Source organism: Bradyrhizobium sp. WBAH42, assembly GCF_024585265.1.
Taxonomy (GTDB): domain Bacteria; phylum Pseudomonadota; class Alphaproteobacteria; order Rhizobiales; family Xanthobacteraceae; genus Bradyrhizobium.
This window is the reverse complement of record NZ_CP036533.1, coordinates 1,982,565-2,006,252: the sequence shown is the minus strand read 5'-3', so window position 1 is coordinate 2,006,252 and position 23,688 is coordinate 1,982,565. Positions and strand designations below refer to the sequence as shown.

Below are 23,688 nucleotides of genomic sequence, written 5' to 3'. Positions count from 1 at the left end.
CTGTCGTCCCGGGGCGCGAAGCGAGCCCGGGACCCATAGCCACAGGAGTGATTGTGGCCCGAGATCGATAACTCCGAGTCCTCGCCAAACGAATTCCTGTGGTTATGGGTCCCGGGCTCGCGCTTCGCGCGCCCCGGGACGACGGTGGAGTATGCCTTGACTCTGCCCCTTCAAATCCCGAAAAAGCGCTCCAATTCCCGCGAAACCACGCGCTCCCCAGAGGAAATCACGATGTCCCTTGTAGCCCTCGAATCCACCATCAACAGCGCCTTCGAGGCGCGTGACGGCATCTCGACCTCGACCAAGGGCGAGGTGCGCGAAGCCGTGGACCAGGCGCTGGAGACCCTGGACAAGGGCGAGGCGCGTGTCGCCGAGCGCGGCACTGACGGCAAGTGGAAGGTCAATCAATGGTTGAAGAAGGCCGTGCTGCTGTCGTTCCGCCTCAACGACATGGACGTCATTGGCGGCGGCCCCGGCAAGGCAAGCTGGTGGGACAAGGTGCCCTCGAAGTTCGAAGGCTGGGGCCCGAACCGCTTTCGCGATGCCGGTTTTCGCGCGGTGCCGGGCGCGGTGGTGCGCCGCTCGGCCTTCATCGCCAAGAACGTCGTCTTGATGCCGTCCTTCGTCAATCTCGGCGCCTATGTCGATGAGAGCACGATGGTCGACACCTGGGCCACTGTCGGCTCCTGCGCCCAGATCGGCAAGCGCGTGCACATCTCCGGCGGCGCCGGGATCGGCGGCGTGCTCGAGCCGCTGCAGGCCGAGCCCGTCATCATCGAGGACGATTGCTTCATCGGCGCGCGCTCGGAGGTCGCCGAAGGCGTGATCGTGCGCAAGGGCGCGGTGCTGGCGATGGGTGTGTTCCTGGGTGCCTCGACCAAGATCGTCGACCGCGAGACCGGCGAGGTCTTCATGGGCGAAGTGCCCGAGTACTCCGTGGTGGTGCCCGGCGCATTGCCCGGCAAGCCGATGAAGAACGGCCAGATCGGCCCGAGCACCGCCTGCGCCGTCATCGTCAAGCGCGTCGACGAGCGCACGCGCTCCAAGACCAGCATCAACGAGTTGCTGCGGGATTGATGCAAGGCGAGTAGCGAATGGCCAGTGGCGAATAGGGCGCGCGCCCTACGCGATTGGCTATTCACCATCCGCTGCCAGGATCGAACCCACCCTCCCTCCATCGCGACCAATTTCCGGGCGGTCCCGTTCCGCCCGGAGCCGTTCGCATGAACTGGACCTGGTACCTCTTCCGCTTCGACGGCCGCATTGGCCGCGCCGAGTTCTGGTACAGCCTGATCTTTGTCCTGTCCGGCATGATCCTGCTGCTCTTGCTCTGCCTGAGCGTCATGTCCGCGCTCGGCAGCGAGGTCAAATCCTTCAATCTGAATGCTGAGGACGTCTTCAAGATCGTCGATCCCGCGGCCTATCGATGGTCGCTGCTGGACAATTTGCCGCTGCTGCTGCTCAAGCTGGCCGCAACCGGATTGATGCTCTGGATCGATCTCGCGATCATGGTGAAGCGCCTGCATGACCGCAACAAGAGCGCATGGTGGCTACTTGCCTATTTCGTGCTGCCGGGCCTCTACAAGCAGTTCGAGGACCGCCTTCCGGACAGCTATTGGATGCTGCCGCTCGCGTTGGCGAGCGTCATCCTCCCCCTCGCCGCTTTCATCGAGACCGGCTTCCTGCGCGGCACCGTAGGGCCCAATCGGTTCGGTCCTGATCCGGCAGCCGAGGGCGATTCCACATCCGCCGCGCCTTCTGCGAAACGCTGGGACCAGAGCCGCGAGATCGAATTTGTCCCGCCCAGCGCTAGCCTCTCTCGATCGAGGCGGTGCCCGAGTGGAGAGATCACCCCACCCGGCGCTGCGCGCCGACCCTCCCCCTCCAGGGGAGGGTTAAGAGAGACCTTACGTCGGGGTACCGCCCAGCTTTGCCTCCAGCGCCGCGATCCGCGCCTTCAGGGCTTCGTTCTCCTCGCGCGCCAGGCGCGCCATGTCCTTGACCGCCTCGAACTCCTCGCGCTTGACGAGGTCCATGTCGCGCAGGAATTTTTCGGCCTGGCTGCGCATCACCGTATCGAACTCGCGCTTGACGCCCTGGGCAGCACCGGCGGCGTCGTTCATCAGGCGGCCGATCTCGTCGAAAAACCGGTTGCTGGTCTGGGTCATGTTGGCCTCCGATAAACTTTGCGCGAACTCACGGGAGACAATGGCAATCCGACGAGGCCGGTTCAAGGGCGAAGCGGCGGTATCCTTGTCATGCGCCGGTTTCCTTGCAATCGTATTCAACGTCCCTGCATAAGAGGAATCACGGGGCGTCTGCGGCGCCCAACCGCCGCGATCCCGCTTGGACATAGAAGGCGCGATGCCGTTTCTGCTGATCGACTTTCCCGCCTTCAAGCCGATCGCGATCGAGATCGGCCCGTTCGCGATCCGCTGGTATGCCCTCGCCTATATCTGCGGCATCGTGTTCGGCTGGCTCTATGCGCGCTCGCTGCTGAAGAAGGAGCACCTGTGGGGCGGACCGGCGCCGATGTCGCTGGTGCAGATCGACGACTTCATCCTGTGGGTCACGCTCGGCATCATCCTCGGCGGCCGCACCGGCTACGTGCTGTTCTACAACCTGCCCTTCTTCATCGATCATCCCGCCGCGATCTTCAAATTGTGGGAGGGCGGGATGTCGTTCCACGGCGGCTTCCTCGGCTGCGTCGTCGCGGTGATGTGGTTCGCCTATCGGGGCGGCATCTCGATCCTGTCGCTCGGCGACATCACCACCGCGGTCGCCCCGGTCGGGCTCTTGCTCGGACGCATCGCCAATTTCATCAACGGCGAATTGTGGGGCCGCGCCACGGACCCGAGCCTGCCCTGGGCGATGATCTTCCCCAACGATCCGACACAGCTGCCGCGCCATCCGAGCCAGCTCTACGAAGCGGGCATGGAGGGCATCCTGCTGTTCACCGTGCTCGCGATCATGATCCGCTTCGGCGCCTTGAAGCGCCCCGGCATGATCCTCGGCAGCTTCATCCTGATCTACGGCCTGACCCGCATCGCCGGCGAGCATTTCCGCGAGCCGGACGCGCAGCTCGGTTTTCTCTGGGGCGGATTAACCATGGGCATGCTGTTGTCGATCCCGATGCTTATCGTCGGCGCCATACTTATTGTATGGGCTGTTAGGCGCGGTGCGCCGACGCCCGTCCAGGCCATTCGTTAATTGATTTCGAGAAGACCGCCGTGACCGACCAGCCGCTCCTCAACGAGATCAAGGCGCTGATCAAATCCTCTGGACCGATGCCGGTCTGGCGGTACATGGAACTGTGCCTGATGCATCCGCGCTACGGCTATTACGTCTCGCGCGATCCGCTCGGGCGCGAGGGCGATTTCACCACGGCGCCCGAAGTCAGCCAGATGTTCGGCGAGCTGTTGGGGTTGTGGACCGCCTCGGTGTGGAAGCAGATGGGCTCGCCGCAATTCTTGCGGCTGATCGAGCTCGGCCCCGGCCGCGGCACCATGATGGCGGATGCGCTGCGCGCTCTCCGCGTGCTGCCGCCGCTCTACCAGGCGCTCCACATCCACATGGTCGAGGTCAATCCCGTGTTGCGCGACCGGCAGAGCGCGACGCTCGCCAACGTGCGCAACATCGCCTGGCACGACAGCATCGACGAGGTGCCGGAAGGACCGAGCATCATCCTCGCCAACGAATATTTCGACGTGCTGCCGATTCACCAGATGGTCCGGCTCGAGAACGGCTGGCACGAGCGCGTGATCGAGATCGATCCCAACGGCAAGCTTCAGTTCGGCGCGGCGCCGGAGCCGACGCCCCGCTTCGACGTGCTGCTGCCGCCCCTGGTGCGCGCCGCCCCCATCGGTGCCGTGTTCGAGTGGCGCCCCGACGGCGAGATCATGAAGCTCGCCACGCGCGTGCGCGATCAGGACGGCGCGGCGCTGATCATCGATTACGGCCATCTGCGCAGCGACGCCGGCGATACCTTCCAGGCCATCGCACGCCACACCTTCGCCGATCCCTTGAAGGCGCCGGGCCAGGCCGACGTCACCGCCCATGTCGATTTCCAGGCGCTGGCTCGCGCGGCCGAGGATGTCGGCGCGCGCGTGCATGGGCCGGTGACGCAAGGTGACTTCCTCAAGCGGATCGGCATCGACACCCGCGCCGCCGCCCTGATGCAGAAAGCTGCGCCCGACGTCGCCACCGACATTTCAGTGGCGCTCAAGCGCCTGACCGATACCGGGCGTGGCGGCATGGGCTCGATGTTCAAGGTGCTCGGCATCTCCGAGCCGCGGCTGACGGGCCTTGCCGGCCTCAGCGATCTCGAACAGGCAGGAGAGGCCTCATGACGATCGCTTCGTCGCTGCTGTCGGCAGTGCCCGGCCTCCGCCATGCCTTCTTCACCCGCGAAGGCGGCGTCTCCGGCGGGATCTATTCCGCGCTGAACGGCGGGCTCGGCTCCAACGACGATCAGGCCCTGGTCGCCGAGAACCGGCGGCGCATGGCCGAGCATGTCGGCGTCGCGCCGGAGCGCTTCCTCAGCCTGCACCAGATCCATTCGCCCGACGTGCTCGTTGCCGAGGCACCGTGGCCGAGCGGGCCGCGGCCGAAGGGCGACGCGCTGGTGACGAAGACGCCCGGCATCGCGCTCGGCGTCTCCACCGCCGATTGCGGGCCGGTGCTGTTCGTCGATCCCCAGGCGCGCGTCATCGGCGGCGCGCATGCGGGGTGGAAGGGCGCACTGACAGGCGTGCTGGAAGCGACCATCGCGGCGATGGAGAAGCTCGGCGCCACGCGCGGCGGCATCATCGCCGCGATCGGCCCCTTGATCCGCCAGGACAGCTACGAGGTCGGCAACGAGTTCGTCGCGCGCTTCATCGAGGCGGATGCGGAGAACGCTGTGTTCTTCATCCCCTCGGTACGCGAGGGCCACGCGATGTTCGACCTCGCCGGCTTCATCCGCAAGCGGCTGGAGGCCGCCGGCATCCTGATGATCGACGACCTCGGTCTCGACACCTATTCCGACGAGCGCTTCTTCAGCTATCGCCGCTCGGTGCACCGCAAGGAGCCGGATTACGGCCGCCACGTTCACGCCATTGCGCTGGAAGCGTGAACACACGGGCAACAGCGTGTTTTTCCGGGGCGATGCCCCGGCACGATGACAGTGGCCTGTGTCGCGCCTGCCCTAGACCTTAATCGATTTTAACGATATCGCTGCCCTCCATAATGAGGGACGCGTCATTCATCTTCCGCCGTGCGGGTTCGCGCGTGCTGGCGGTCATGCTGCTGGCGGCAGCGGCTGCGCTTGGCGGCTGCGCCGGGGGTGGCGGCAGTGCCGCCAATTCCTATGCGATGGCGCCGAGCGCCGGCAGCGGGGCTACGGTCGCCTTCGAATCGATCGACGGCCCACCGCCGCAAGTGTTCGACCGCATGGTCGGCGTGCTCGACAGCGAATCCAAGCTGCGCAGCCTGTCCGTGGTCTCCCGCGAGGGCACGGCTGCCTATCGCGTGCGCAGTTACCTCTCCGCCCAGGTGGTGCGCGGCAAGACCGTGATCGCCTGGGTCTGGGACGTCTACGACGCCAACCAGCAGCGCGCGCTGCGCCTCTCCGGCGAGGAACCGACCTCGGCCAAGGCTGGTCGCGACGCCTGGGCTGCTGCCGACGACCTCGTGCTGCGGAAGATCGCCCAGGCCGGATTCAGCGGACTTTCCAACATGATCAACGGCGCGCCGGATGCACCAGGCGCGGCTCCGGCGTTGCGGGGACCGGCAGTGGCAAGCGTCGTCAAGGACGCTCCCGAGCCTGACATGCCGGCCTCTGCGCTCGGCTATGCCGAGCAATAACCCCCGCTAAACCACGGCCGCAACTTGCGGCCAAGCCGTTGGCCCGACTCAGGATTTTCAAAGGGAAAACGTATCATCCCGGGTTGCCATTGCGGCCTTCCGCCTGATATTTCCTCGCCCGTCGTAACCGTGCTGCCAGCGGGTATTTTCTGATGTTGAAGGTCGTATCCAGCAAAGCGCGGGAGGAAGCGTCCATGTCGGCCAAAAACGGCTCCATCAAGCTCGTCGCCGGCAACTCCAATCCGGCCCTCGCCCAGGCGATCGCGCAAGGGCTCGACCTGCCGCTGACCAAGGCGGTGGTGCGGCGCTTCGCCGACATGGAGATCTTCGTCGAGATCCAGGAGAACGTCCGCGGCTCGGATGCCTTCGTCATCCAGTCGACCTCGTACCCCGCCAACGACCATCTGATGGAATTGCTCATCATCACCGACGCGCTGCGCCGCTCCTCGGCGCGCCGCATCACCGCGGTGCTGCCCTATTTCGGCTACGCCAGGCAGGACCGTAAGTCCGGTTCGCGCACGCCGATCTCGGCCAAACTCGTCGCCAACATGATCACGCAGGCCGGCGTCGACCGAGTCATGACGCTCGACCTGCATGCCGGCCAGATCCAGGGCTTCTTCGACATCCCGACCGACAACCTGTTCGCCGCGCCGCTGATGGTGCGCGACATCAAGGACAAGTTCGACCTGACCAAGACGATGGTGGTCTCGCCCGACGTCGGCGGCGTCGCCCGGGCGCGCGGCCTCGCCAAGCGCATCAACACCCCGCTCGCGATCGTCGACAAGCGCCGCGAGCGCCCGGGTGAATCCGAGGTCATGAACGTGATCGGCGACGTCTCCGGCCACACCTGCATCCTCGTCGACGACATCGTCGATTCCGGCGGCACGCTGGTGAATGCGGCCGATGCGCTGCTCGCCAAGGGCGCCAAGGACGTCTACGCCTACATCACCCACGGCGTGCTCTCCGGCGGCGCCGCCGCCCGCATCGCCGGCTCCAGGCTGAAGGAGCTGGTGATCACCGACTCCATCCTGCCGACCGAGGCGGTGACCAAGGCGCCGAACATCCGCACGCTGCCGATCGCCAGCTTGATCTCGGACGCGATCGCGCGCACGGCGGCGGAAGAATCGGTGTCGAGCCTGTTCGACTGATTTTTTTGCGGCCGTCATTCCGGACGCCTGGAGGGAGGCCAACCGGGAATCCATCTTGCGGTCCGCGTAGATCGATGGGTCCCGGCACGTGCTACGCACGCCCCGGAACGACGACCATCCCGCAACGCCACGGTCCCCGCCTCACAGCCCCCGCGGGTTGTTGCCGTCGGCGACCCATGACATCATCCAGATACCGAGTCATCTCTGCCCTCTGGATGCCTGATGCCACGCCGGAAATTTGCTTGGGAGAAGCTGTCGGATGACGAGTTGCTCAAGCAACGCCTCCGCAGCCTGAGGGTTACAGTCGAAGGCACCTGGCTCGAGGACTGCGTCGGCACGCTCTACGAGGAACTCGAAGAGCGCGGCATCCGGCTGCGGCCGCACACATGGATCTCGAGCGAATGGTTCAGTCCGGGCGACGTGCCCGGCATCGCCATCCCCTTCTATCTCGCCCATCCGCGCCTGATGAAGCTCGAGAAGAAGATGATGTTCGACGTCGAGGGCGGAACCTGGCGCGAGTGCATGGCCATCCTCCGTCACGAGGCCGGGCATGCCTTGCAGCATGGTTACCAGCTGCAGCGGCGGCGGCGCTGGCAGCAGCTGTTCGGCCCATCGTCGAAGCACTACCCGCGCTACTACCGGCCCAATCCCGCCAGCCGGCGTTACGTTCAACACCTTCGGCTCTGGTACGCACAGAGCCATCCGGACGAAGATTTCGCCGAAACCTTTGCGGTGTGGCTACGGCCGCGCTCGAACTGGCGAACGCGATATGCCGGCTGGCCGGCGCTGAAGAAGCTCGAATATGTCGACGAGCTGATGAGCGAGATCGCTGGAAAGCGGCCGTCGATCACGACGCGGGAGCGCGTCGATCCGCTGGGTCGGCTCAGCCAGACACTTGAAGAGCACTACAAGAAAAAGCAGGCGTTCTACGCGTTCACGCCACCAAAGACCTACGACCGCGACCTCTCCCGGCTGTTTTCAGCCGATCCGCGGCACCATCGGTCAACGCCGGCCTCGACCCTGATCAGGCGGCACCGCGCCCAGATCAGGCAATTGGTCGCGCGCTGGACAGGCGAGAACCAGCTCACGCTCGATGCCGTGCTTGACGAGATGATCTCCCGCTGCCGCGATCTCGATTTGCGTGCCGTGGGTCCCGAACAGAAGCTCGTTCTCGATTTCATCGTCCTCGTGACCGCAAAGACGATGCACGCGCTGTTTGGCCCGTCTCGGCGCAAATGGATCGCGCTATGAGACGTCTCCGTATTCTGGTGCTGATGCATCCGGACTTCCTGCCGCCGGACTCCTCCGACGGATACACGCCGCAGGAGATCAACATCTGGAAAACGGAATACGACGTCGTCAGCACCTTGCGTGCGGCCGGCCACGAGGTGCGCCCGCTCGGTGCGCAGGAGGAAATCAGACCGATCCGCGAAGCGATCGAGGAGTTCAAGCCGCACGTGGTTTTCACGCTGCTGGAGGAGTTCCACTACAACGTCGCCTACGACCAGCACATCGCCAGCTATCTCGAGCTGATGAAGGTGCCCTACACCGGTTGCAACCCGCGCGGCCTGATCCTGGCGCGCGGCAAGGATCTGTCCAAGACGCTCGCGCATCACCGCCGTATCGCGGCGCCGGCCTTCGCCGTCTTTCCGATGCGCCGCAAGGTGAAACGGCCAAAACATCTTGCGCTGCCGCTGATCGTCAAGGCGCTGAACATGGACGGGTCCCTTGGCATATCGCAGGCCTCGATCGTCGATACCGACGAGAAGCTGGCGGAACGGGTCGCCTTCATCCACGAGCGCGTGGAGACCGCCGCCATCGCCGAGCAGTTCATCGAGGGTCGTGAGCTCTATGTCGGCGTGCTCGGCAACAACCGGCTGCGCGTCCTGCCGGTCTGGGAATTGAAGTTCGGCAGCATGGGCGGGCGCAGGTCACGCCACATCGCCACCGAAAAAGCCAAGCACGACACCGAGTACCAGGAACGCGTCGGCATCGTCGACGGGCCGGCGAACGATCTTGCGCCCGAGGTCACCGCACGCATCCAGCGTGCCGCGAAACGCATCTACCGGGCGCTCGGCCTCGACGGTTACGCGCGCATCGATTTTCGTCTCGCCGCCGACGGCACGCCGTATTTCATCGAAGCGAATCCCAACCCGGAGATCGCCAAGAGCCAGGAATTCGCCACCGCGGCTCAGCACGACGGGCTGAAATACAAAGATCTCCTGCATCGCATCCTGACGCTCGGGATCACCCGCGCCAAGGCGGGTGTGTCGCTGGGGTGACGAGAGGCGATCGCATCGCAGGGTGGGCAAAGGCTCAAAGCGTTGTGCCCACCCTTTTGTCTCGCGAGAAGAGGTGGGCACGCTTGCGCTTTGCCCACCCTACGGCAGTGTGCCTACCCCACGATCCCCGCGGCGACCTGGCCGCGCAGGCGCTCCAGGCCGTGCAACGTCTCCGCGCAGGCGGTCGCGACCTCGACACCCTTAATCGCAAAGTGCTTGCGGAAGAAGTCGTAATGCACCTCGGTCTCGTGGAATTGCTGCGGCGTCAGCACGGCCGAGAACACCGGCACCTCGGTGCGCAGCTGCACGTCCATCAGCGCCTTGATCACGGTGTCGGCGACGAATTCGTGCCGGTAGATGCCGCCATCGACGACGAGGCCGGCCGCGACGATCGCGGTGTAGCGCCGCGTCTTGGCGAGGACCTGCGCGTGCAGCGGGATCTCGAACGAGCCCGGCACCTCGAACACGTCGACATGGGTGAGGTGACGGGCTTCCGCCTCCTTCATGAAGGCGATGCGGGCTTCCGCGACCACGTCGCGGTGCCAGCAGGCCTGCACGAAGGCCACCCGCTGCGGTTTGGCGAAGCGCGGATGCGCAGGTGCCGGGTCCACGGGAACCGGCGGCGGCGTTTGGGACGTTTCGGTTTGGGGATCTTGCAACATCTGATTCATGGCTTTCCTCGGTTTAAGGACCAGAATCAGGGCACACGGAACGACAAACAGCCGCATCGTCTCGATGCGTCTGCCAGCGACCGTTCTCTTTCATCCGGACTTTAACCGTCGGCTTCGGAGTTGCACCGAATCTGCTGACCCTTCCCTTCGGGATAACCCTCACGGAAGGCGCTCGCGGGCTTGGGCCTTTCGGCCCTTACCGCCGGTGGGGACTTTCACCCCGCCCTGAGAACATCGGCCGTCCGGGATGAACGGCCTAGTCGGAAATATGCCGCCGGCGGGCAGTCGCGGCAAGCGTGTTCCGCATGGGCAAAGCGCATGGTCCCATGCCCGGACGGCGGCCCAGCCCTCGCCCGGCGGAATTTGCGGCGAGCGCTTTTGCGGAATCCGATTCCGGTTTGTTCTCGTCCGTTAAGAATTGTGGCGGAGATGAGCTGTGGACGAACGAGTCCTGGCTTGTGGACGGACTCGCGACCCCGTTGCGCAGATTCCGCAAATCACATCACTTGATCCGCGACAGGCCCGCGCTTGATCCGAGGGATCGCAACAGCGACTCCGAGGAGATTGCATAGGCTAATCCGAGGGGACGCCGTAGCGACGTTTAGGGAGCGCGTGCCGGGCCCAACCGCGTGCGTATCAAAGACAACAAGAAGGCAAGAGGTCGAGACGGCATGTCCCTGCTCGAAGGCACTATCGATTCCAGAAACCATCCGCTCGCGGTGGTCGAGGACATCGCCGCCAGCAACAACTGGCCGTTCGAACGCTCCGGCGAGGACGAACTCACGATTGTCTCCAAGGGACAATGGACCGACTACCAGCTCTCCTTCACCTGGATGGGCGAGATCGAGGCGCTGCATCTGGCCTGCGCCTTCGACATGAAGATTCCACCCGCGCGCCGCGGCGAGGTGCAGCGGCTCGTCGCCGCCGTGAACGAGCAGCTGTGGGTCGGCCATTTCGACCTGTGGACCAACACCGGCATGGTGATGCACCGCCAGGCCCTGGTGCTGCCGGGCGGGCTCATCGCCTCGCCCGCGCAATGCGAAGTGATGCTTGCCGGCGCCATCCATGCCTGCGAGCGCTACTTCCCCGCGTTCCAGTTCGTGGTGTGGGCCGGCAAGACGACGGCGCAGGCCATGGACGCGGCGATGTTCGACACGGTCGGGGAGGCGTAGGGCTCGCCTCGCTCCCAAACGTCGTCCCGGACAAGCGCGCCTAAAGCGCGCGCAGATCCGGGATCCATACCGCGTGATTTTCGCCGTATCGCACGATGCTTGTTGCTCTGCTCTCCATCCATTAGAACCGCCTGTGGTTATGGGTCCCGGCCTTCGCCGGGACGACACCTTTGTTTGTGGTGACCACAGTGGCGAACAGCACCCTCCAAAACATCACCGGCACCATCCTGCTCGCCGGCGCGGGCAAGATGGGCGGCGCGATGCTGACCGGATGGCTGGCAGGCGGGCTCGATCCGCGCCGCGTCGCGGTGATCGAGCCGCACATTGCGCCCGATATCTCCGCGCTGGCCGCCAAGGGCGTCGTGCTCAATCCTGAAGTGACGACCGCAGGCGCTGTCGAGACGCTGGTCGTGGCGGTGAAGCCGCAGATGTTCCGCGAGGCCGGCGCCAAGCTGAAGCCGTTCGTCTCGGACAAGACCTCGCTGGTCTCGATCATGGCGGGCACCACGATCGCCTCGCTCCAAGCGGTCTGCGGCGGCGCCGTGGTGCGCGCGATGCCGAACACGCCGGCCGCTATCGGCCGCGGCATCACCGTCGCGGTCGCGGCGAACGACGTCAGCGCCGCGCAGCGCGCGGTAGCGGATGCGTTGCTGCGCGCCACCGGCTCGGTCGAATGGGTCGAGGACGAAGAATTGATGGATGCGGTCACCGCCGTGTCCGGCTCAGGCCCGGCCTACGTGTTCCTGCTCGCCGAAGAGCTCGCCCGCGCCGGCGTTGAAGCGGGATTGCCCGAAGCGCTGGCGACCAAGCTCGCCCGCGAGACCGTCGCCGGCTCCGGCGAGCTGCTGCACCAGTCGGAGCAGCCCGCGAGCACGCTGCGCCAGAACGTCACCTCGCCCGGCGGCACGACGGCCGCAGCGCTCGGCGTGCTGATGGGCGAGCCGGGCCTGCGCGATCTCATGATCCGCGCCATCGCCGCGGCGACGCAGCGGTCGAAGGAATTGGCGAAGTAATCAGGTGCCGTAGGTGCCGTAGGGTGGGCAAAGGCGCGAAGCGCCGTGCCCACCATCTTTCAATTGTCCCTCTGAAGTGGTGGGCACGCTCCGCTTTGCCCACCCTACGGCACAGCGCTCGCCGCTACGCCCCTAATCGCTTGTTGAACATCTCGACATTCACGAGCCCGCGGGCGTGGCGGCCTTCGCCGAGCTTGCGCGTGCCCTCGAACGCCTCGACCTCGAAGCGGATGACGCGGCGCTCGACCGCGACCACCTTTGCGGTGGTCCGCACGGTCGCGCCGACCAGCGCGGCGGCAAGATGGCGGATGTCGACCTCGGTACCGACAGTGACCCAGCCCGGCTGAAGCGCGGCGCGGATCGCATCGCCCGACGTCATCTCCATCTCCAGGATCATCATCGGGGTCGCGTAGACAAAAGGCATGCCGGCCACGAAATGCCCGACAGTGCGCTCCACCGGGACCACCAGCGTGCGCTCGGCGCTCATGCCTGTCGTGATGAAGTCGCGTGCGTCCATGGTGCTTGCTCGATGTCGTCCCGGACAAGCGCGCCTTAAGCGCGCGCTGATCCGGGACCCATGGCGAACGGCTGTGGCTACCCGCTCCAGCCGAAACTACTTCTTCGCCGCCGCCGCGCGCTCCACGAACGTCTTGCCGCCCTTCATCTTGTGGCGGAGCGGGGCTTCGTTGATCTGAATGACGACGGCATCGGCGTCGACGCCGAGATTCTTCACCAGCGCCTGGGTGATGTCGCGCATCATGCCGGCCTTCTGCTCGTCGGTACGGCCTTCGGCCATGCTGATGGTGATCTCAGGCATTTTTCTCTCCCTTGCGGCCGAACACCGGCCATTGACGGTCGCCATCAAACAAGACGTGGATGCCAGGGACAAGCCCGGGCATGACGGCGTCAGCGAATAGCTAGCCCCAGCTCACGTCATGGCGGGCCAGGACCTCGCGCACCTTGACGACGAGATCGGCTTCGCTGCACGAGAACTGCGCCGGCCGGGTCTCGCGCCATTCCTGGTTGGAGGCGATCGCGGCGGCCGCCTTGGCGCCCTCGATCAGATCCTTGACCTGCACCTCGCCGCGCGCCTTTTCATCCGAGCCCTGGATGATGACGCAAGGTGAGTTGCGACGATCGGCATATTTGAGCTGGTTGCCCATGTTCTTGGGGTTACCCAGATAAAGCTCGGCGCGGATGCCGGCGGTGCGCAGGCTCGCGACCATTTTCTGATAGTCGGCGACGCGGTCGCGGTCGAACACGGTAACGACGACGGGTCCGAATTCGGGCCGCGTGTCGAGCTTGCCGAGCAGCGTCAGCGCGGCCTGCAGCCGCGACACGCCGATCGAGAAACCGGTCGCCGGCACCGGCTCGCCGCGGAAGCGCGAGACGAGGCCGTCATAACGCCCGCCGCCGCCGACCGAGCCGAAGCGCACCGGGCGGCCCTTCTCGTCCTTGGTGTCGAGCAGCAATTCAACCTCGTAGACGGGGCCGGTGTAATATTCGAGGCCGCGGACGACGGAGGGATCGATCTTGATGCGATCCGCGCCATAGCCCGACGCCGTGACCAGCTTTGCAATCTCTTCCAGCTCGCTGACACCGGCCTGACCGACTTCGCTCTTGGCGAGATAGGTTTCTGCCGCGGCAATTGCTTCTTTCCAATCCTCGCGCGGCTTGGTGATGGCGAGAACGACGTCGGCTTCCGCCGCGCTCAAATTGGCGCCCTTGGTGAAGTCGCCCTTGCCTTCCTCGCCACCGTCCCAGCGTCCGGGACCAAGCAGCTTGCGCACTTCGTCCGCGGAAAACTTGTCGAGCTTGTCGATCGCGCGCAGCACGGTCAGTCTGCGCGCCGCATTTTCCTCACCCGCCAGGCCAATGGCTTCCAGAACGCCGTCGAGCACCTTGCGGTTGTTCACCTTCACCACGTACTGGCCGCGCGCGATGCCGAGCGCCTCCATCGTATCCGCCGCCATCATGCAGATCTCGGCATCCGCCGCCGGCGTCGCCGAACCGACCGTATCGGCATCGAACTGCATGAACTGGCGGAAGCGGCCGGGGCCGGGCTTTTCGTTGCGGAAGACATAGCCGACGCGGTAACTGCGATAGGGCTTCGGCAGCGTATCGAAATTCTCGGCGACGTAGCGGGCGAGCGGCGCGGTGAGGTCGTAGCGCAGGCTGATCCACTGCTCGTCGTCGTCCTGGAACGAGAACACGCCCTCGTTCGGGCGATCCTGGTCGGGCAGGAATTTGCCGAGCGCGTCGGTGTATTCCATCGCCGGCGTCTCCACCGGCTCGAAACCGTAGAGCTCGTAGACGGCGCGGATCTTCTCGACCATCTCGCGCGTCGCCCGGATCGCTGAGGGATCGCGATCCTCGAGCCCGCGCGGCAGACGCGCCTTCAGTTTCTGGGGTTTTTTGGGTTTCTCGGCCATGCGCGGCGTTTACCAGCCGCGGCGCGGGGCGGCAACCGGGGGCTTTTACCCTCCCCTTGCGGGAGAGGGTGGCTCGCCGCGAAGCGGCGAGACGGGTGAGGGGTCTCTATCCACAAACGCCATGCTGAGTTCGCGGAAACAACCCCTCATCCGGCGCTTCGCGCCACCTTCTCCCGCAAGGGGAGAAGGAAGAAGGTCATTCTACGGCTGCTCCATCCGCGCCCGGAGCGCGTCGGCGTCGGCTTTCGGCATGGATTTGAGCAGCGGCTTGATGGTTTCGCCCCCGACGATCTTGCCGTTGCGCATGAACATCCAGTCCGAGATGTCGGCCTCGGTGAACTTGACCGGATCGCCTGCGTGTTTGCCCGGCAGATCGCGCGGCTCGTTGGCGAACAGGCCCGAATATGTCCCGCCGGGCTGCTTCTTCAGTTCGCCGATCCAGACGTGCTCGCCGCCCCTGCGGGTCGTAAAGTGTACCTTCAGAGCATGTCCGGTCTCGGACGGCTTTGGCGATTCATAGGAAGTCCAGAAGGTGGGGAGCGTGGCGCGGGCTCGCGCGATCGCCGCATTCATCTCGGGATCGCCGGTGCGCACGTCGACGATCGGCGAGCGGTCCTGCGCTGCGACCTCGTGCGTGGGGCCGATGGTCAGGATGCCGAAAACGCAAACGCCGGTGATGGCGGCGAGTACGACCCATTTCATGGGTTGGGAGAGCTTTTTTGCCATGATTGCGATGTCCAGGATGCTTGTTGTGTCCTGGCTTTGTCGCCTGTCGGCAGCAGCACGTTCACTGCGCAAGAGTCCACAAACATTGCGCTTCTTACCCTCCCCTGGAGGGGGAGGGTCGGCTCGCATCTGAGCGTAGCGAAGATGAGAGACGGGGTGGGGTGACGGTCTCTCCACATCGAACACTGCCCGAGTTGAGAGATCACCCCACCCCGCTCGCGCTGCGCGCGATCGACCCTCCCCCTTCAGGGGAGGGTGACGAGATCAAAACACCTTGCGGATCCAGTTGTGCGGATCGTTGGTGCGGCCGTACTGGATGTCGACGAGCTGCTTGCGCAAGCCCATGGCGACGGGGCCGGCCGCACCGCCCGAGATCTCGAAGTCGCCGCTGACCGAACGCACCTTGCCGATCGGCGAGATCACGGCGGCGGTGCCGCAGGCGAACGCTTCCTTGAGCCTGCCTGCGGCCGCATCCTTGCGCCACTGATCGAGCGAATAAGGCTCCTCGCGCACCGTCTTGCCCGCATCCCGGGCGAGCGCGATGATGGAGTCGCGGGTGATGCCGGGCAGGATGGTGCCGAGCGGCGGCGTCGAGAGCGAGCCGTCGTCGAACACGAAGAACACGTTCATGCCGCCGAGCTCCTCGATGTAGCGGCGCTCCACCGCATCGAGGAAGACAACCTGGTCACAGCCATGCTGGATCGCCTCGGCCTGGGCGCGCAGGCTCGCGGCATAATTGCCGCCGCATTTCACTGCGCCGGTGCCGCCGATCGCGGCGCGCGTGTAGTTCTCCGACACCCAGATCGAGACCGGCGCAGGCCCACCCTTGAAGTAGGAGCCGACCGGCGAGGCGATCACCGCGAAAATGTATTCGGACGACGGCTTGACGCCGAGGAAGGTCTCGCTCGCGATCATGAACGGGCGCAAGTAAAGGCTGCCCTCGCCGCCCGGCATCCAGGCGCGGTCGATGCGCACGATCTGCTCGACCGCCTCGATGAAGACGTCTTCCGGCAGCTGCGCCATCGCCATGCGATCGGCCGAGTCCTTGAAGCGCCGCGCATTGGCGTCGGGGCGGAACAGGTTCACGCCGCCGTCGTCGCGCTTGTAGGCCTTCAGGCCTTCGAAGATCTCCTGGGCGTAGTGCAGGACCGCGCCGGCGGGATCGAGCTGGAAGTTGGCGCGCGCCTCGATCTTCGCCTCGTACCAGCCGCCCTTGGCCTGGTTGTAGCGGACGATGGCCATGTGATCGGTGAACACCCGCCCGAAGCCGGGATCCACCAGCTTGGCGACACGGTCCTTCTCAGGCGTCGGATTGGATGCGGGCTGGATGTCGAATGTCATGCTCATGTCCTTGCCTCCCGCTGCCGGTGGCGGCGCTGTTTCTCGCGCCCGCCTGCCCGTTCGGGCCCGGCTGGCTTGATTGGGTTTCTGGCCGGACCGCCACCAGCCATGTTACGGCCGGTTTCCGCGGCCAGCATGTCCCCGAGGACATGCTTTTGCGGAAGGCGGAAGTCCAGTATGTTTTGCCGAAATGCCGCTCGACAATCGCACGGTAGATCTGCTTCGGCCGTCGCCGCCTGTCCGGCTCTCTCCGGCCGTCCTGCTCCGATGCCACCCGGCGCGAAACGATCTAAAGTTTCGTGTGGGTCGATCCTTTTGTAACATTGAACCCAAGATACGTCAATATGCCTGACATAAATTTCGCGACTCCCCCTCAAGATGCCGCCGGGACCAAGCCGGCCGCAGGCGACGGAGGCAATTTGCGCTGGGATATCATCGAGCTGCTGTTCTTCGCCTATCGCGATTTCGTCGGCGATCCCGACCAGGAGCTGGAGGCATTCGGCTTCGGCCGGGCCCATCACCGGGTCATGCACTTCGTCTACCGCTATCCCGGGCTGAAGGTCGCCGATCTGCTCGACGTCCTGCGCATCACAAAGCAGTCGCTCGGCCGGGTGCTGAAGCAGCTCCTGGACGAGGGCTATATCGTGCAGAAGACCGGCGACAATGACCGTCGCCAGCGCCTGCTCTACGCGACACCGAAGGGCGAGGCGCTGGTGCAGAAGCTCGCCGGACTGCAGACCACGCGGATCACCAGGGCGCTCGCCGAGATGGGGCCCCAGGATGCCGAGACGGTCAAGCGCTTCCTGCGCGCGATGATCGACCGCGACGATCCGGACAAGGTGCTCGAGACGATCTTCGCTTCCGTCAACCAAGACGCCAAGGAGTGACCGTGCCGCTCACTGCCACGATCGCCCGCCCGCCGGTGCAACCGGCCGATGATGCCCCGCATCTCTTGCTGGTCGATGACGACCGCCGCATCCGCGACCTGCTCTCGCGCTTTCTTGCGAGTGAGGGCTACCGCGTCACCACCGCGGCGAGCGCCGGCGATGCGCGCTCGAAGCTCATGGGCCTGCATTTCGATCTCCTGATCCTCGACGTCATGATGCCCGGCGAGACCGGCTTCGACCTCGCCCGCTTCATTCGCACCTCATCGTCGGTGCCGATCGTGATGCTTACGGCGCGCCACGAGGCGGAAGCCCGCATCGAGGGCTTGCAGATCGGTGCCGACGATTACGTGGCAAAGCCGTTCGAGCCGCGCGAGCTGGCGCTGCGCATCAACAACATCCTCAAGCGCGCCGCGCCGCCGCCGCAGGCCACGGCGGTCGAGAAGATCGCGTTCGGTCCCTATGTCTACCATCTCGAGCGCGGCGAATTGCGCCAGGGCGAGGAGGTCATCCACCTCACCGACCGCGAGCGCGAGATGCTGCGGATTCTCGCGGAGACGCCGGGCGAGACCGTGCCGCGCAGCGCGCTGACCGGCAACGGCAGCGTCAATGAGCGCGCCGTCGACGTGCAGATCAACCGCCTCCGGCGCAAGATCGAGACCGATCCTGCCAATCCGCTGTTCCTGCAGGCGGTGCGCGGCATCGGCTACCGGCTGGTGGCCTCGCCATAAACCAGTGAAGCGCGCCAGATGAGCACGATCGATACCGGCCTGACGCTTCTGAAGAGCGCCGCCGGCCGCGTCTCCGCCGCCAATGGCTGGATGGGCAACGCGTTCAAGGGCTGGATGCCGACCGGCCTCTACGCCCGCGCGCTCCTCATCATGATCGTGCCGATGGTGGTGCTGCAATCCGTCGTCGCCTTCGTGTTCATGGAGCGGCACTGGAACACGGTGACGCGCCGCCTGTCGGCCGCGGTGGTGCAGGACATCGCCGCACTCATCGACGTCTACAAGGGCTATCCGCAGGACAAGGACCGCAACGAGATCCGCCGCATCGCGCAGCAGCGGCTCGGTCTGGTCGTCGATTTCCTGCCCGCCGGCGACATGCCGCCGCCGGGACCAAAACCGTTCTTCTCGCTGCTCGACCAGACGCTGTCGGTGCAGCTCGGCCGCCAGATCGGGCGATCGTTCTGGATCGATACGGTCGGCCGCTCCAACTTGGTCGAGATCCGCATCCAGCTCGACGATGCCGTGATGCGCGTGTTCGCGCAGCGCAGCGCCGCCTATGCCTCGAACTCGGAGATTTTCCTGTTCTGGATGGTCGGCACGTCCTCGATCCTGTTGATCGTGGCGGTGCTGTTCCTGCGCAACCAGATCAAGCCGATCCTGCGCCTTGCCGATGCCGCCGAGAGTTTCGGCAAGGGCCGCGAGGCGCCGAACTTCAGACCGCGCGGCGCGCGCGAGGTGCGGCGCGCGGCGGTCGCCTTCCTCGAAATGAAGTCGCGCATCGAGCGCACGATGGAGCAGCGCACCGCGATGCTCGCCGGGGTCAGCCACGATCTGCGCACCATCCTGACCCGCTTCAAGCTCGAGCTGGCACTGATCGGCGACAATCCCGAGCTCGAGGGCATGCGCAAGGACGTCGACGAGATGTCGATGATGCTGGAGGATTACCTCGCGTTTGCGCGCGGCGATTCCGGCGAGCAGTCGCAGCCGACCGACATGGCACAGGCGCTCGAGGAGCTGCGCAGCGATGCCGAGCGCCACGGCCATACCGCGACCGTCGCCTTCAACGGTCTGCCCGTGGTGACGGTGAAGCCGGCCTCGTTCAAGCGCTGCCTCGCCAACCTCGTCACCAACGCAGCGCGCTACGGCAAGAACATCGCCATCACCGGCCAGCGCGATCACCGTTATTTGACCGTCACCGTCGATGACGACGGCCCGGGCATTCCCGCGCACTTGCGCGAAGAGGTGTTCAAGCCGTTCCTGCGGCTGGACAACGCCCGCAACCAGGACGAAGGCGGCACCGGCCTGGGGCTCGCGATCGCCCGCGACATCGCCCGCTCGCATGGCGGCGACATCACGCTGGGGGACAGCCCGATGGGGGGATTGAGGGCGAGCGTGCGGATACCGGTGTAGGCTTTCTTACCTCTCCCCGCTTGCGGGGAGAGGTCGAATGCGATCGCAGATCGAATTCGGGTGAGGGGGTTACCGGTCTCACAAAAATCTCGTTCGCGGAGAGAGGCCCCTCACCCCAACCCTCTCTCCGTAAGAACGGGGCGAGGGAGCGCACCGTCCGCGCGCGCCGAGCACGCCTACTTCGGCAGCAGCGCCTTCAGCTTGTCCATGTCGCGCGTGTTCATCTTGAAGCCGCCGGGCATGACGATGTCGCCGGGTTTCTGATCCGGCTTGCAGGCCCCGAGCCACTTGGCTTGCAGCGTCGTGGTGCTATCGCGCCCGGCCGTGCCGGCGACGCCGCCTTGCGCATGCGAGGTCGTCTTCACCGTGTAGGCCGAGTTGAAATCGCCGGTGATCTCCGCATGCGAGGTCGTGCTGACGCCGGCGACGCTGCACTCGGAATCGCTGACATAGCCGGTCGCAGTCTTCTTGATCTCCTGCTTGGCGCAGATCTGCTTGGCCATCGGGGAGACGTTGTTGCTCATCTCCTTGTCGACGGTCTCGTCGGTGCAGTGCCGCATGGTCATTTCGGGCACCGGCGAGCCTGATGTGACCAGCTTCATCTCCCAAAGACCGGGTTTGCGTACCGGCAGGTCGTCGGCGCTGGCGCCGCCTGCCGACAACGCGAGGCAGAGCGTCGAGCCGAGCAAAGCGAATTTGCGCGTCATGTCGAAGGCTCCCGGCTGAGAGAAGTGCGGCGCTACGACAGCGCCTCAGTAGAGCGTGCGGATCGGCCGATCGGCGGCGCCATAGGGCACCCAGCGGCAGGCGAACGAGATGTAGCCGCCCTCATAGGCCTGCACGCCCAGGAATTTCGCGACCTTGCCGTAGCGGGCGCAGTGATCGACCGCGACCTGACGCGCATCGACCTGGGTCGCCATCGAATAGGCGATGATGCCGCCGGTGTCGTTGCCCTTGAACGGCGGCACCGGAGCAAAGATGTCGGCGCGCGCCGACTGGCTCGCCATCATGCCCGAGACAACCAGGCTGGCAAGAAGGCCCGCGGCCGCAATGATTCGCATTCCCGTCACTCCAATTGGCTGGCGCCAGTTTACGGTGCCGGGAGGGGCGTGAAAAGAACCGAACCCTGTTGGCCGCGACATCTTGGTCAAGTCCTGGCGAAGTGTTGCCGCGCTGCACTTGACCTCCCCTAACCTTCGCGGCACCGTCCGACCTTCGCAAGAGCCAGCTGTCCGGATTGACCATGCGCGCCCCCTCCCAGAAATCGCTCCGCTTTGCCGCCGTGCTCGGCCTCATGTTGGGAGCGCTGTCGCTCGGCGAGGCCAGGGCCGCCAATCCGCTCGAGCTGAATTTCTGGCTGAGCGGGCCGCGCTATGACGGCGCCGTGGCCGATTGCGACAGGGCGCTGCCGACGATCGCCACCCAATTCTGGGAAAAGGAAAGCGGGTTCTGGAATTCCCCGTTGAAGATCACCGGCTTCTCCGCCGTTCGCGAGGTCGCGTTCCGCCCCTGGCAGTCCGACAACATTCCGCGCCGCTATTGCACCGCTGACGCCATGCTCACCGACGGCAAGGTACGCAAGGTGCATTTCTCGCTCATTGAGGATGGCGGCTTCGCCGGCTACGGCAACGGCGTCGAGTGGTGCGTGGTCGGCGTCGACCGCAACTGGGCCTACAATCCGGCCTGCCGCGCCGCCAAGCCCTGACCGAAGCGGCTGATTCGGGCTGATCAGGCGGCCGACGACTGCCGCCCCAATTTTGTTCTTGAAATGTTCCCATCGCCTGCTAGGCTGTGTGCACAGTCTAGTTGAGGGGCGTCGCCATGTTTCACTCCAGATTGCGTTCGTTGTCCCGTCTGATGATCTCGCTGATCCTCGCCGCGGGGTTGGCCACCCTCGCCGGCGGTGCGAAGGCGCAGGACAAGCGGCAGAACGCACCCGGCGAGTTCGATTTCTATGTGCTGTCGCTGTCGTGGTCGCCCTCGTTCTGCGAGGAAGCAGCCGAACGCGGCGGCCGGTCTCAGATGCAGTGCGGCGGCCGGCCCTACGCGTTCGTGGTGCATGGGCTGTGGCCGCAATACGAGAACGGTTTTCCGGAATACTGCCAGCGGCCGGCGCCGCGCCTGAACCGCAACATCGTCTCCTCGATGCTCGACCTGATGCCGGCGCCGGGCCTGATCTTCAACGAGTGGGACAAGCACGGCACCTGTTCCGGACTCGAGGGCCGCAGCTATTTCGAGATGATCCGCAAGGCGCGCGCCGCGATCAAGATTCCGGCCGAGTATCTCGATCTGTCGCAGCCCAAGACCGTCGCGCCGGCGGAGGTCGAGGAGGCCTTCATCAAGGCCAATCCGGGTCTCAGCAATGCCGCCGTCTCGGTCACCTGCAACCGGACACGGCTGTCCGAGGTCCGCATCTGCCTCAGCAAGGACCTGCAATTCCGCGCCTGCGACGAGATCGAGCGCCGCGCCTGCCGCCGCGACCAGGTGACGATGCCGCCGATCAGGGGCGGCTAGGCCCCGTCATTGCGAGGAGCCCTTGCGACGAAGCAATCCAGACTGCCTTCGCGGAAAGATTCTGGATTGCTTCGCTGCGCTCGCAATGACAAGGGGATGGGATCGCGCCAGACAACGTAGTCCTATCCCATGAACTACCGCCACGCCTTCCACGCCGGCAGCTTCGCCGATGTCATCAAGCACATCGTGCTGGCGCGCATCCTCACTTATCTGCAGGACAAGCCGGCAGCGTTCCGCGTCATCGACACCCATGCCGGCGCCGGCCTCTATGATCTCGACAGCGACGAGGCGCGCCGCGGCGGCGAATGGCTGACCGGCATTGCCCGGCTGCTGCAGGCGCGCCTGTCGAACGAGAGCGCGGCGCTGACGAAGCCCTATCTCGACATCGTCCGCGCCTTCAATCCGAAGGGCGAGCTGAAGGTCTATCCAGGCTCGCCGTTGATCGCGCGCGGCCTGCTCAGGCCGCAGGACCGGCTCGTCGCCTGCGAGCTCGAGCCGAAGGCACGGAAAGCGCTGATCGACGCGCTGCGCCGCGACGAGCAGGCCCGCGTGGTCGATCTCGACGGCTGGGTGGCGCTGCCGGCTTTCGTGCCGCCGAAGGAGCGGCGCGGCCTCGTGTTGATCGATCCGCCCTTCGAGGCCAAGGACGAGTTCGAGCGGCTGGGCGAAGTCTTCTCGGCGGCGTTCGCGAAATGGCCGACCGGTATCTACGTAATCTGGTATCCCGCCAAGAACCGGCGCGCCACCGACACGCTGGCGCAAACCGTGGCGCGGCTCGCAGCTGCAGCAAAGCCGACCGGAAAATGCCTGCGCCTCGAATTCAGCGTCGCGCCGCAAGCCGACAGCGCCGCCCTCACTTCCACCGGGCTCCTGATCGTCAACCCGCCCTACACGCTGCACGGCGAGCTCAAGACCATTCTGCCGGAGCTGGAAATACCGCTCGGCCAGGGCGGGGCTGCCAGATTCCGACTGGAGGCGCCCAAGCCTTAACGTCAGGCCGTAACACTCCGGCATTCTTGGGAAAAATATGCAGGACCGGTAGTCAATCTGCGAAGAACCGTATTATGCTATTTCCGTGACTGGCTTTACGTTCCGCTTCCGCGAATGGTTGCGGCGGAGTGAAGGCCCTAAGAAAGATCCCGCCGGACCGATCAGGTCCGTCCAAGGGATGGCCAGCTCCCGGGCTCCGTATGGCCCGGTCATGTCGCGACGTGAGTCTGCGTCGCGGCGGAGGAGCAATGAGGGGGAGTTTCCCGATGGCCATGACGGGAACGGTCAAGTTCTTCAACGGCGAGCGCGGCTACGGCTTCATCAAGCCTGACGACGGCGGTCGCGATGTCTTCGTTCACATCACCGCTGTGGAGCGGGCGGGACTGAAGGACCTTGCCGAAGGACAGCGTATTACTTTCGAAGTCGAACCGGACAAGAAGGGGAAGGGACCAAAGGCGGTCAATCTTGTGATCCTCTCCTAGCGAGCCTGGCGCGAAAAAAATCCCGGCCGCGAGCGGCCGGGAGGCTGGTCC

26 protein-coding genes, 1 pseudogene and 1 riboswitch are annotated in these 23,688 nt (G+C 65.3%); of the genes and pseudogenes, 18 read left to right on the top strand and 9 right to left on the bottom strand.

The window, feature by feature from the left end; translation table 11 throughout:
* The first annotated feature begins 231 nt into the window (after positions 1 to 231).
* Together dapD and DCG74_RS09395 are read left to right on the top strand one after the other, a co-directional pair.
* A complete protein-coding gene (dapD, locus tag DCG74_RS09400) occupies positions 232 to 1,077 on the top strand; it encodes a 2,3,4,5-tetrahydropyridine-2,6-dicarboxylate N-succinyltransferase (RefSeq protein ID WP_172786712.1) in 846 nt (281 codons plus the stop codon).
* 146 nt (positions 1,078 to 1,223) lie between these two features.
* A pseudogene (locus tag DCG74_RS09395) lies at positions 1,224 to 1,712 on the top strand (DUF805 domain-containing protein); the annotation flags it as partial.
* Positions 1,713 to 1,907: 195 nt separating this feature from the next.
* Here the strand turns inward: DCG74_RS09395 and DCG74_RS09390 are convergent.
* On the bottom strand, positions 1,908 to 2,168 hold the full coding sequence (locus DCG74_RS09390) for an accessory factor UbiK family protein (RefSeq protein ID WP_100235986.1): 261 nt from the start codon (positions 2,166 to 2,168) through the stop codon (positions 1,908 to 1,910).
* A gap of 196 nt (positions 2,169 to 2,364) precedes the next feature.
* On the opposite strand from DCG74_RS09390, the gene lgt reads away from it, so the two are divergent.
* The 7 genes from lgt (at position 2,365) to DCG74_RS09355 (ending at position 9,274) form a co-directional block, all read left to right on the top strand.
* Positions 2,365 to 3,210, top strand: coding sequence for a prolipoprotein diacylglyceryl transferase (gene lgt / locus DCG74_RS09385; protein WP_172788748.1), 846 nt, complete (start codon positions 2,365 to 2,367; stop codon positions 3,208 to 3,210).
* A gap of 20 nt (positions 3,211 to 3,230) precedes the next feature.
* Positions 3,231 to 4,349 (top strand): class I SAM-dependent methyltransferase, encoded by a 1,119-nt coding sequence (locus tag DCG74_RS09380; protein ID WP_172788749.1) that lies wholly within the window; start codon positions 3,231 to 3,233, stop codon positions 4,347 to 4,349.
* Positions 4,346 to 5,113, top strand: coding sequence for a peptidoglycan editing factor PgeF (gene pgeF / locus DCG74_RS09375; RefSeq protein ID WP_172788750.1), 768 nt, complete (start codon positions 4,346 to 4,348; stop codon positions 5,111 to 5,113). Before DCG74_RS09380 ends, pgeF begins: the two co-directional genes overlap by 4 nt.
* 113 nt (positions 5,114 to 5,226) lie before the next feature.
* Entirely contained in the window at positions 5,227 to 5,844 is a 618-nt protein-coding gene (locus DCG74_RS09370; RefSeq protein WP_172788751.1) for a hypothetical protein, read from the top strand.
* A gap of 194 nt (positions 5,845 to 6,038) precedes the next feature.
* The gene (locus tag DCG74_RS09365) at positions 6,039 to 6,992 is read left to right on the top strand and encodes a ribose-phosphate pyrophosphokinase (RefSeq protein ID WP_172788752.1); all 954 of its coding nucleotides are present in this window, start codon (positions 6,039 to 6,041) and stop codon (positions 6,990 to 6,992) included.
* 222 nt (positions 6,993 to 7,214) lie between these two features.
* A complete protein-coding gene (locus tag DCG74_RS09360) occupies positions 7,215 to 8,243 on the top strand; it encodes a putative zinc-binding metallopeptidase (RefSeq protein WP_172788753.1) in 1,029 nt (342 codons plus the stop codon).
* On the top strand, positions 8,240 to 9,274 hold the full coding sequence (locus tag DCG74_RS09355) for an ATP-grasp domain-containing protein (protein WP_172788754.1): 1,035 nt from the start codon (positions 8,240 to 8,242) through the stop codon (positions 9,272 to 9,274). The genes DCG74_RS09360 and DCG74_RS09355 overlap by 4 nt, the downstream gene beginning before the upstream one ends.
* A gap of 113 nt (positions 9,275 to 9,387) precedes the next feature.
* On the opposite strand, the gene DCG74_RS09350 is transcribed toward DCG74_RS09355, so the two are convergent.
* Positions 9,388 to 9,945, bottom strand: a complete 558-nt coding sequence (locus DCG74_RS09350; protein ID WP_036027167.1) for a 6,7-dimethyl-8-ribityllumazine synthase — start codon at positions 9,943 to 9,945, stop codon at positions 9,388 to 9,390.
* A 78-nt stretch (positions 9,946 to 10,023) separates the two neighbouring features.
* Positions 10,024 to 10,182: riboswitch (FMN riboswitch) on the bottom strand.
* A 434-nt stretch (positions 10,183 to 10,616) separates the two neighbouring features.
* Here DCG74_RS09350 and DCG74_RS09345 point away from each other — a divergent pair.
* Both DCG74_RS09345 and proC read left to right on the top strand, forming a co-directional pair.
* Positions 10,617 to 11,117, top strand: a complete 501-nt coding sequence (locus tag DCG74_RS09345; protein ID WP_172788755.1) for a YbjN domain-containing protein — start codon at positions 10,617 to 10,619, stop codon at positions 11,115 to 11,117.
* Between the two features lie 188 nt (positions 11,118 to 11,305).
* Positions 11,306 to 12,130: a pyrroline-5-carboxylate reductase gene (gene proC, locus DCG74_RS09340; protein ID WP_172788756.1), complete on the top strand. Its 825-nt coding sequence runs from the start codon at positions 11,306 to 11,308 to the stop codon at positions 12,128 to 12,130.
* A gap of 124 nt (positions 12,131 to 12,254) precedes the next feature.
* Here proC and DCG74_RS09335 read toward each other — a convergent pair whose 3' ends face one another.
* From DCG74_RS09335 to DCG74_RS09315, 5 genes are all read right to left on the bottom strand, one after another.
* Complete coding sequence (locus DCG74_RS09335) at positions 12,255 to 12,647, bottom strand: thioesterase family protein (protein WP_172788757.1); 393 nt, start codon at positions 12,645 to 12,647, stop codon at positions 12,255 to 12,257.
* 96 nt (positions 12,648 to 12,743) lie between these two features.
* Positions 12,744 to 12,992 (bottom strand): tautomerase family protein, encoded by a 249-nt coding sequence (locus tag DCG74_RS09330; RefSeq protein WP_084299094.1) that lies wholly within the window; start codon positions 12,990 to 12,992, stop codon positions 12,744 to 12,746.
* Positions 12,993 to 13,047: 55 nt separating this feature from the next.
* The gene (gene hisS / locus DCG74_RS09325) at positions 13,048 to 14,562 is read right to left on the bottom strand and encodes a histidine--tRNA ligase (protein WP_172788758.1); all 1,515 of its coding nucleotides are present in this window, start codon (positions 14,560 to 14,562) and stop codon (positions 13,048 to 13,050) included.
* Positions 14,563 to 14,763: 201 nt separating this feature from the next.
* Positions 14,764 to 15,288, bottom strand: coding sequence for a YegJ family protein (locus tag DCG74_RS09320; protein WP_172788759.1), 525 nt, complete (start codon positions 15,286 to 15,288; stop codon positions 14,764 to 14,766).
* Positions 15,289 to 15,552: 264 nt separating this feature from the next.
* Positions 15,553 to 16,635, bottom strand: coding sequence for a branched-chain amino acid aminotransferase (locus tag DCG74_RS09315; protein WP_172788760.1), 1,083 nt, complete (start codon positions 16,633 to 16,635; stop codon positions 15,553 to 15,555).
* Between the two features lie 338 nt (positions 16,636 to 16,973).
* On the opposite strand from DCG74_RS09315, the gene DCG74_RS09310 reads away from it, so the two are divergent.
* From DCG74_RS09310 to DCG74_RS09300, 3 genes are read left to right on the top strand one after another with little or no spacing between them, the layout of a single operon-like run.
* A complete protein-coding gene (locus tag DCG74_RS09310; RefSeq protein ID WP_172788761.1) occupies positions 16,974 to 17,516 on the top strand; it encodes a MarR family winged helix-turn-helix transcriptional regulator in 543 nt (180 codons plus the stop codon).
* Positions 17,513 to 18,244, top strand: a complete 732-nt coding sequence (locus DCG74_RS09305) for a response regulator (protein WP_172788762.1) — start codon at positions 17,513 to 17,515, stop codon at positions 18,242 to 18,244. Before DCG74_RS09310 ends, DCG74_RS09305 begins: the two co-directional genes overlap by 4 nt.
* Positions 18,245 to 18,262: 18 nt before the next feature.
* Complete coding sequence (locus DCG74_RS09300) at positions 18,263 to 19,651, top strand: ATP-binding protein (protein WP_172788763.1); 1,389 nt, start codon at positions 18,263 to 18,265, stop codon at positions 19,649 to 19,651.
* Positions 19,652 to 19,827: 176 nt separating this feature from the next.
* On the opposite strand, the gene DCG74_RS09295 is transcribed toward DCG74_RS09300, so the two are convergent.
* Both DCG74_RS09295 and DCG74_RS09290 read right to left on the bottom strand, forming a co-directional pair.
* Complete coding sequence (locus DCG74_RS09295) at positions 19,828 to 20,358, bottom strand: DUF3617 family protein (protein WP_172788764.1); 531 nt, start codon at positions 20,356 to 20,358, stop codon at positions 19,828 to 19,830.
* Positions 20,359 to 20,403: 45 nt separating this feature from the next.
* Positions 20,404 to 20,712 carry a hypothetical protein gene (locus tag DCG74_RS09290; protein WP_172788765.1) on the bottom strand — a complete coding sequence of 103 codons (309 nt, stop codon included), beginning with the start codon at positions 20,710 to 20,712 and terminating at the stop codon, positions 20,404 to 20,406.
* Between the two features lie 182 nt (positions 20,713 to 20,894).
* Here DCG74_RS09290 and DCG74_RS09285 point away from each other — a divergent pair, with 182 nt between their 5' ends.
* The 4 genes from DCG74_RS09285 (at position 20,895) to DCG74_RS09270 (ending at position 23,637) form a co-directional block, all read left to right on the top strand.
* The gene (locus DCG74_RS09285) at positions 20,895 to 21,356 is read left to right on the top strand and encodes a hypothetical protein (RefSeq protein WP_172788766.1); all 462 of its coding nucleotides are present in this window, start codon (positions 20,895 to 20,897) and stop codon (positions 21,354 to 21,356) included.
* Between the two features lie 116 nt (positions 21,357 to 21,472).
* Positions 21,473 to 22,165 carry a ribonuclease T2 gene (locus DCG74_RS09280; protein ID WP_172788767.1) on the top strand — a complete coding sequence of 231 codons (693 nt, stop codon included), beginning with the start codon at positions 21,473 to 21,475 and terminating at the stop codon, positions 22,163 to 22,165.
* A gap of 129 nt (positions 22,166 to 22,294) precedes the next feature.
* Entirely contained in the window at positions 22,295 to 23,155 is an 861-nt protein-coding gene (locus DCG74_RS09275) for a 23S rRNA (adenine(2030)-N(6))-methyltransferase RlmJ (RefSeq protein ID WP_172788768.1), read from the top strand.
* Between the two features lie 266 nt (positions 23,156 to 23,421).
* Positions 23,422 to 23,637, top strand: coding sequence for a cold-shock protein (locus DCG74_RS09270; RefSeq protein ID WP_008544396.1), 216 nt, complete (start codon positions 23,422 to 23,424; stop codon positions 23,635 to 23,637).
* Positions 23,638 to 23,688 lie beyond the last annotated feature (51 nt).

Bases quoted from the DNA above. Each gene is read 5' to 3' on its own strand.
- DCG74_RS09390 (WP_100235986.1), bottom strand. From the start codon at position 2,168: ATGACCCAGACCAGCAACCGGTTTTTCGACGAGATCGGCCGCCTGATG.
- dapD (WP_172786712.1), top strand. From the start codon at position 232: ATGTCCCTTGTAGCCCTCGAATCCACCATCAACAGCGCCTTCGAGGCG.
- DCG74_RS09275 (WP_172788768.1), top strand. From the start codon at position 22,295: ATGAACTACCGCCACGCCTTCCACGCCGGCAGCTTCGCCGATGTCATC.
- DCG74_RS09350 (WP_036027167.1), bottom strand. From the start codon at position 9,945: ATGAATCAGATGTTGCAAGATCCCCAAACCGAAACGTCCCAAACGCCG.
- lgt (WP_172788748.1), top strand. From the start codon at position 2,365: ATGCCGTTTCTGCTGATCGACTTTCCCGCCTTCAAGCCGATCGCGATC.
- pgeF (WP_172788750.1), top strand. From the start codon at position 4,346: ATGACGATCGCTTCGTCGCTGCTGTCGGCAGTGCCCGGCCTCCGCCAT.
- DCG74_RS09335 (WP_172788757.1), bottom strand. From the start codon at position 12,647: ATGGACGCACGCGACTTCATCACGACAGGCATGAGCGCCGAGCGCACG.
- DCG74_RS09315 (WP_172788760.1), bottom strand. From the start codon at position 16,635: ATGAGCATGACATTCGACATCCAGCCCGCATCCAATCCGACGCCTGAG.
- DCG74_RS09270 (WP_008544396.1), top strand. From the start codon at position 23,422: ATGGCCATGACGGGAACGGTCAAGTTCTTCAACGGCGAGCGCGGCTAC.
- DCG74_RS09295 (WP_172788764.1), bottom strand. From the start codon at position 20,358: ATGACGCGCAAATTCGCTTTGCTCGGCTCGACGCTCTGCCTCGCGTTG.
- DCG74_RS09345 (WP_172788755.1), top strand. From the start codon at position 10,617: ATGTCCCTGCTCGAAGGCACTATCGATTCCAGAAACCATCCGCTCGCG.
- DCG74_RS09370 (WP_172788751.1), top strand. From the start codon at position 5,227: ATGAGGGACGCGTCATTCATCTTCCGCCGTGCGGGTTCGCGCGTGCTG.
- DCG74_RS09355 (WP_172788754.1), top strand. From the start codon at position 8,240: ATGAGACGTCTCCGTATTCTGGTGCTGATGCATCCGGACTTCCTGCCG.
- DCG74_RS09360 (WP_172788753.1), top strand. From the start codon at position 7,215: ATGCCACGCCGGAAATTTGCTTGGGAGAAGCTGTCGGATGACGAGTTG.
- DCG74_RS09365 (WP_172788752.1), top strand. From the start codon at position 6,039: ATGTCGGCCAAAAACGGCTCCATCAAGCTCGTCGCCGGCAACTCCAAT.
- DCG74_RS09320 (WP_172788759.1), bottom strand. From the start codon at position 15,288: ATGGCAAAAAAGCTCTCCCAACCCATGAAATGGGTCGTACTCGCCGCC.
- DCG74_RS09290 (WP_172788765.1), bottom strand. From the start codon at position 20,712: ATGCGAATCATTGCGGCCGCGGGCCTTCTTGCCAGCCTGGTTGTCTCG.
- hisS (WP_172788758.1), bottom strand. From the start codon at position 14,562: ATGGCCGAGAAACCCAAAAAACCCCAGAAACTGAAGGCGCGTCTGCCG.
- DCG74_RS09300 (WP_172788763.1), top strand. From the start codon at position 18,263: ATGAGCACGATCGATACCGGCCTGACGCTTCTGAAGAGCGCCGCCGGC.
- DCG74_RS09285 (WP_172788766.1), top strand. From the start codon at position 20,895: ATGCGCGCCCCCTCCCAGAAATCGCTCCGCTTTGCCGCCGTGCTCGGC.
- DCG74_RS09280 (WP_172788767.1), top strand. From the start codon at position 21,473: ATGTTTCACTCCAGATTGCGTTCGTTGTCCCGTCTGATGATCTCGCTG.
- DCG74_RS09330 (WP_084299094.1), bottom strand. From the start codon at position 12,992: ATGGCGACCGTCAATGGCCGGTGTTCGGCCGCAAGGGAGAGAAAAATG.
- DCG74_RS09310 (WP_172788761.1), top strand. From the start codon at position 16,974: ATGCCTGACATAAATTTCGCGACTCCCCCTCAAGATGCCGCCGGGACC.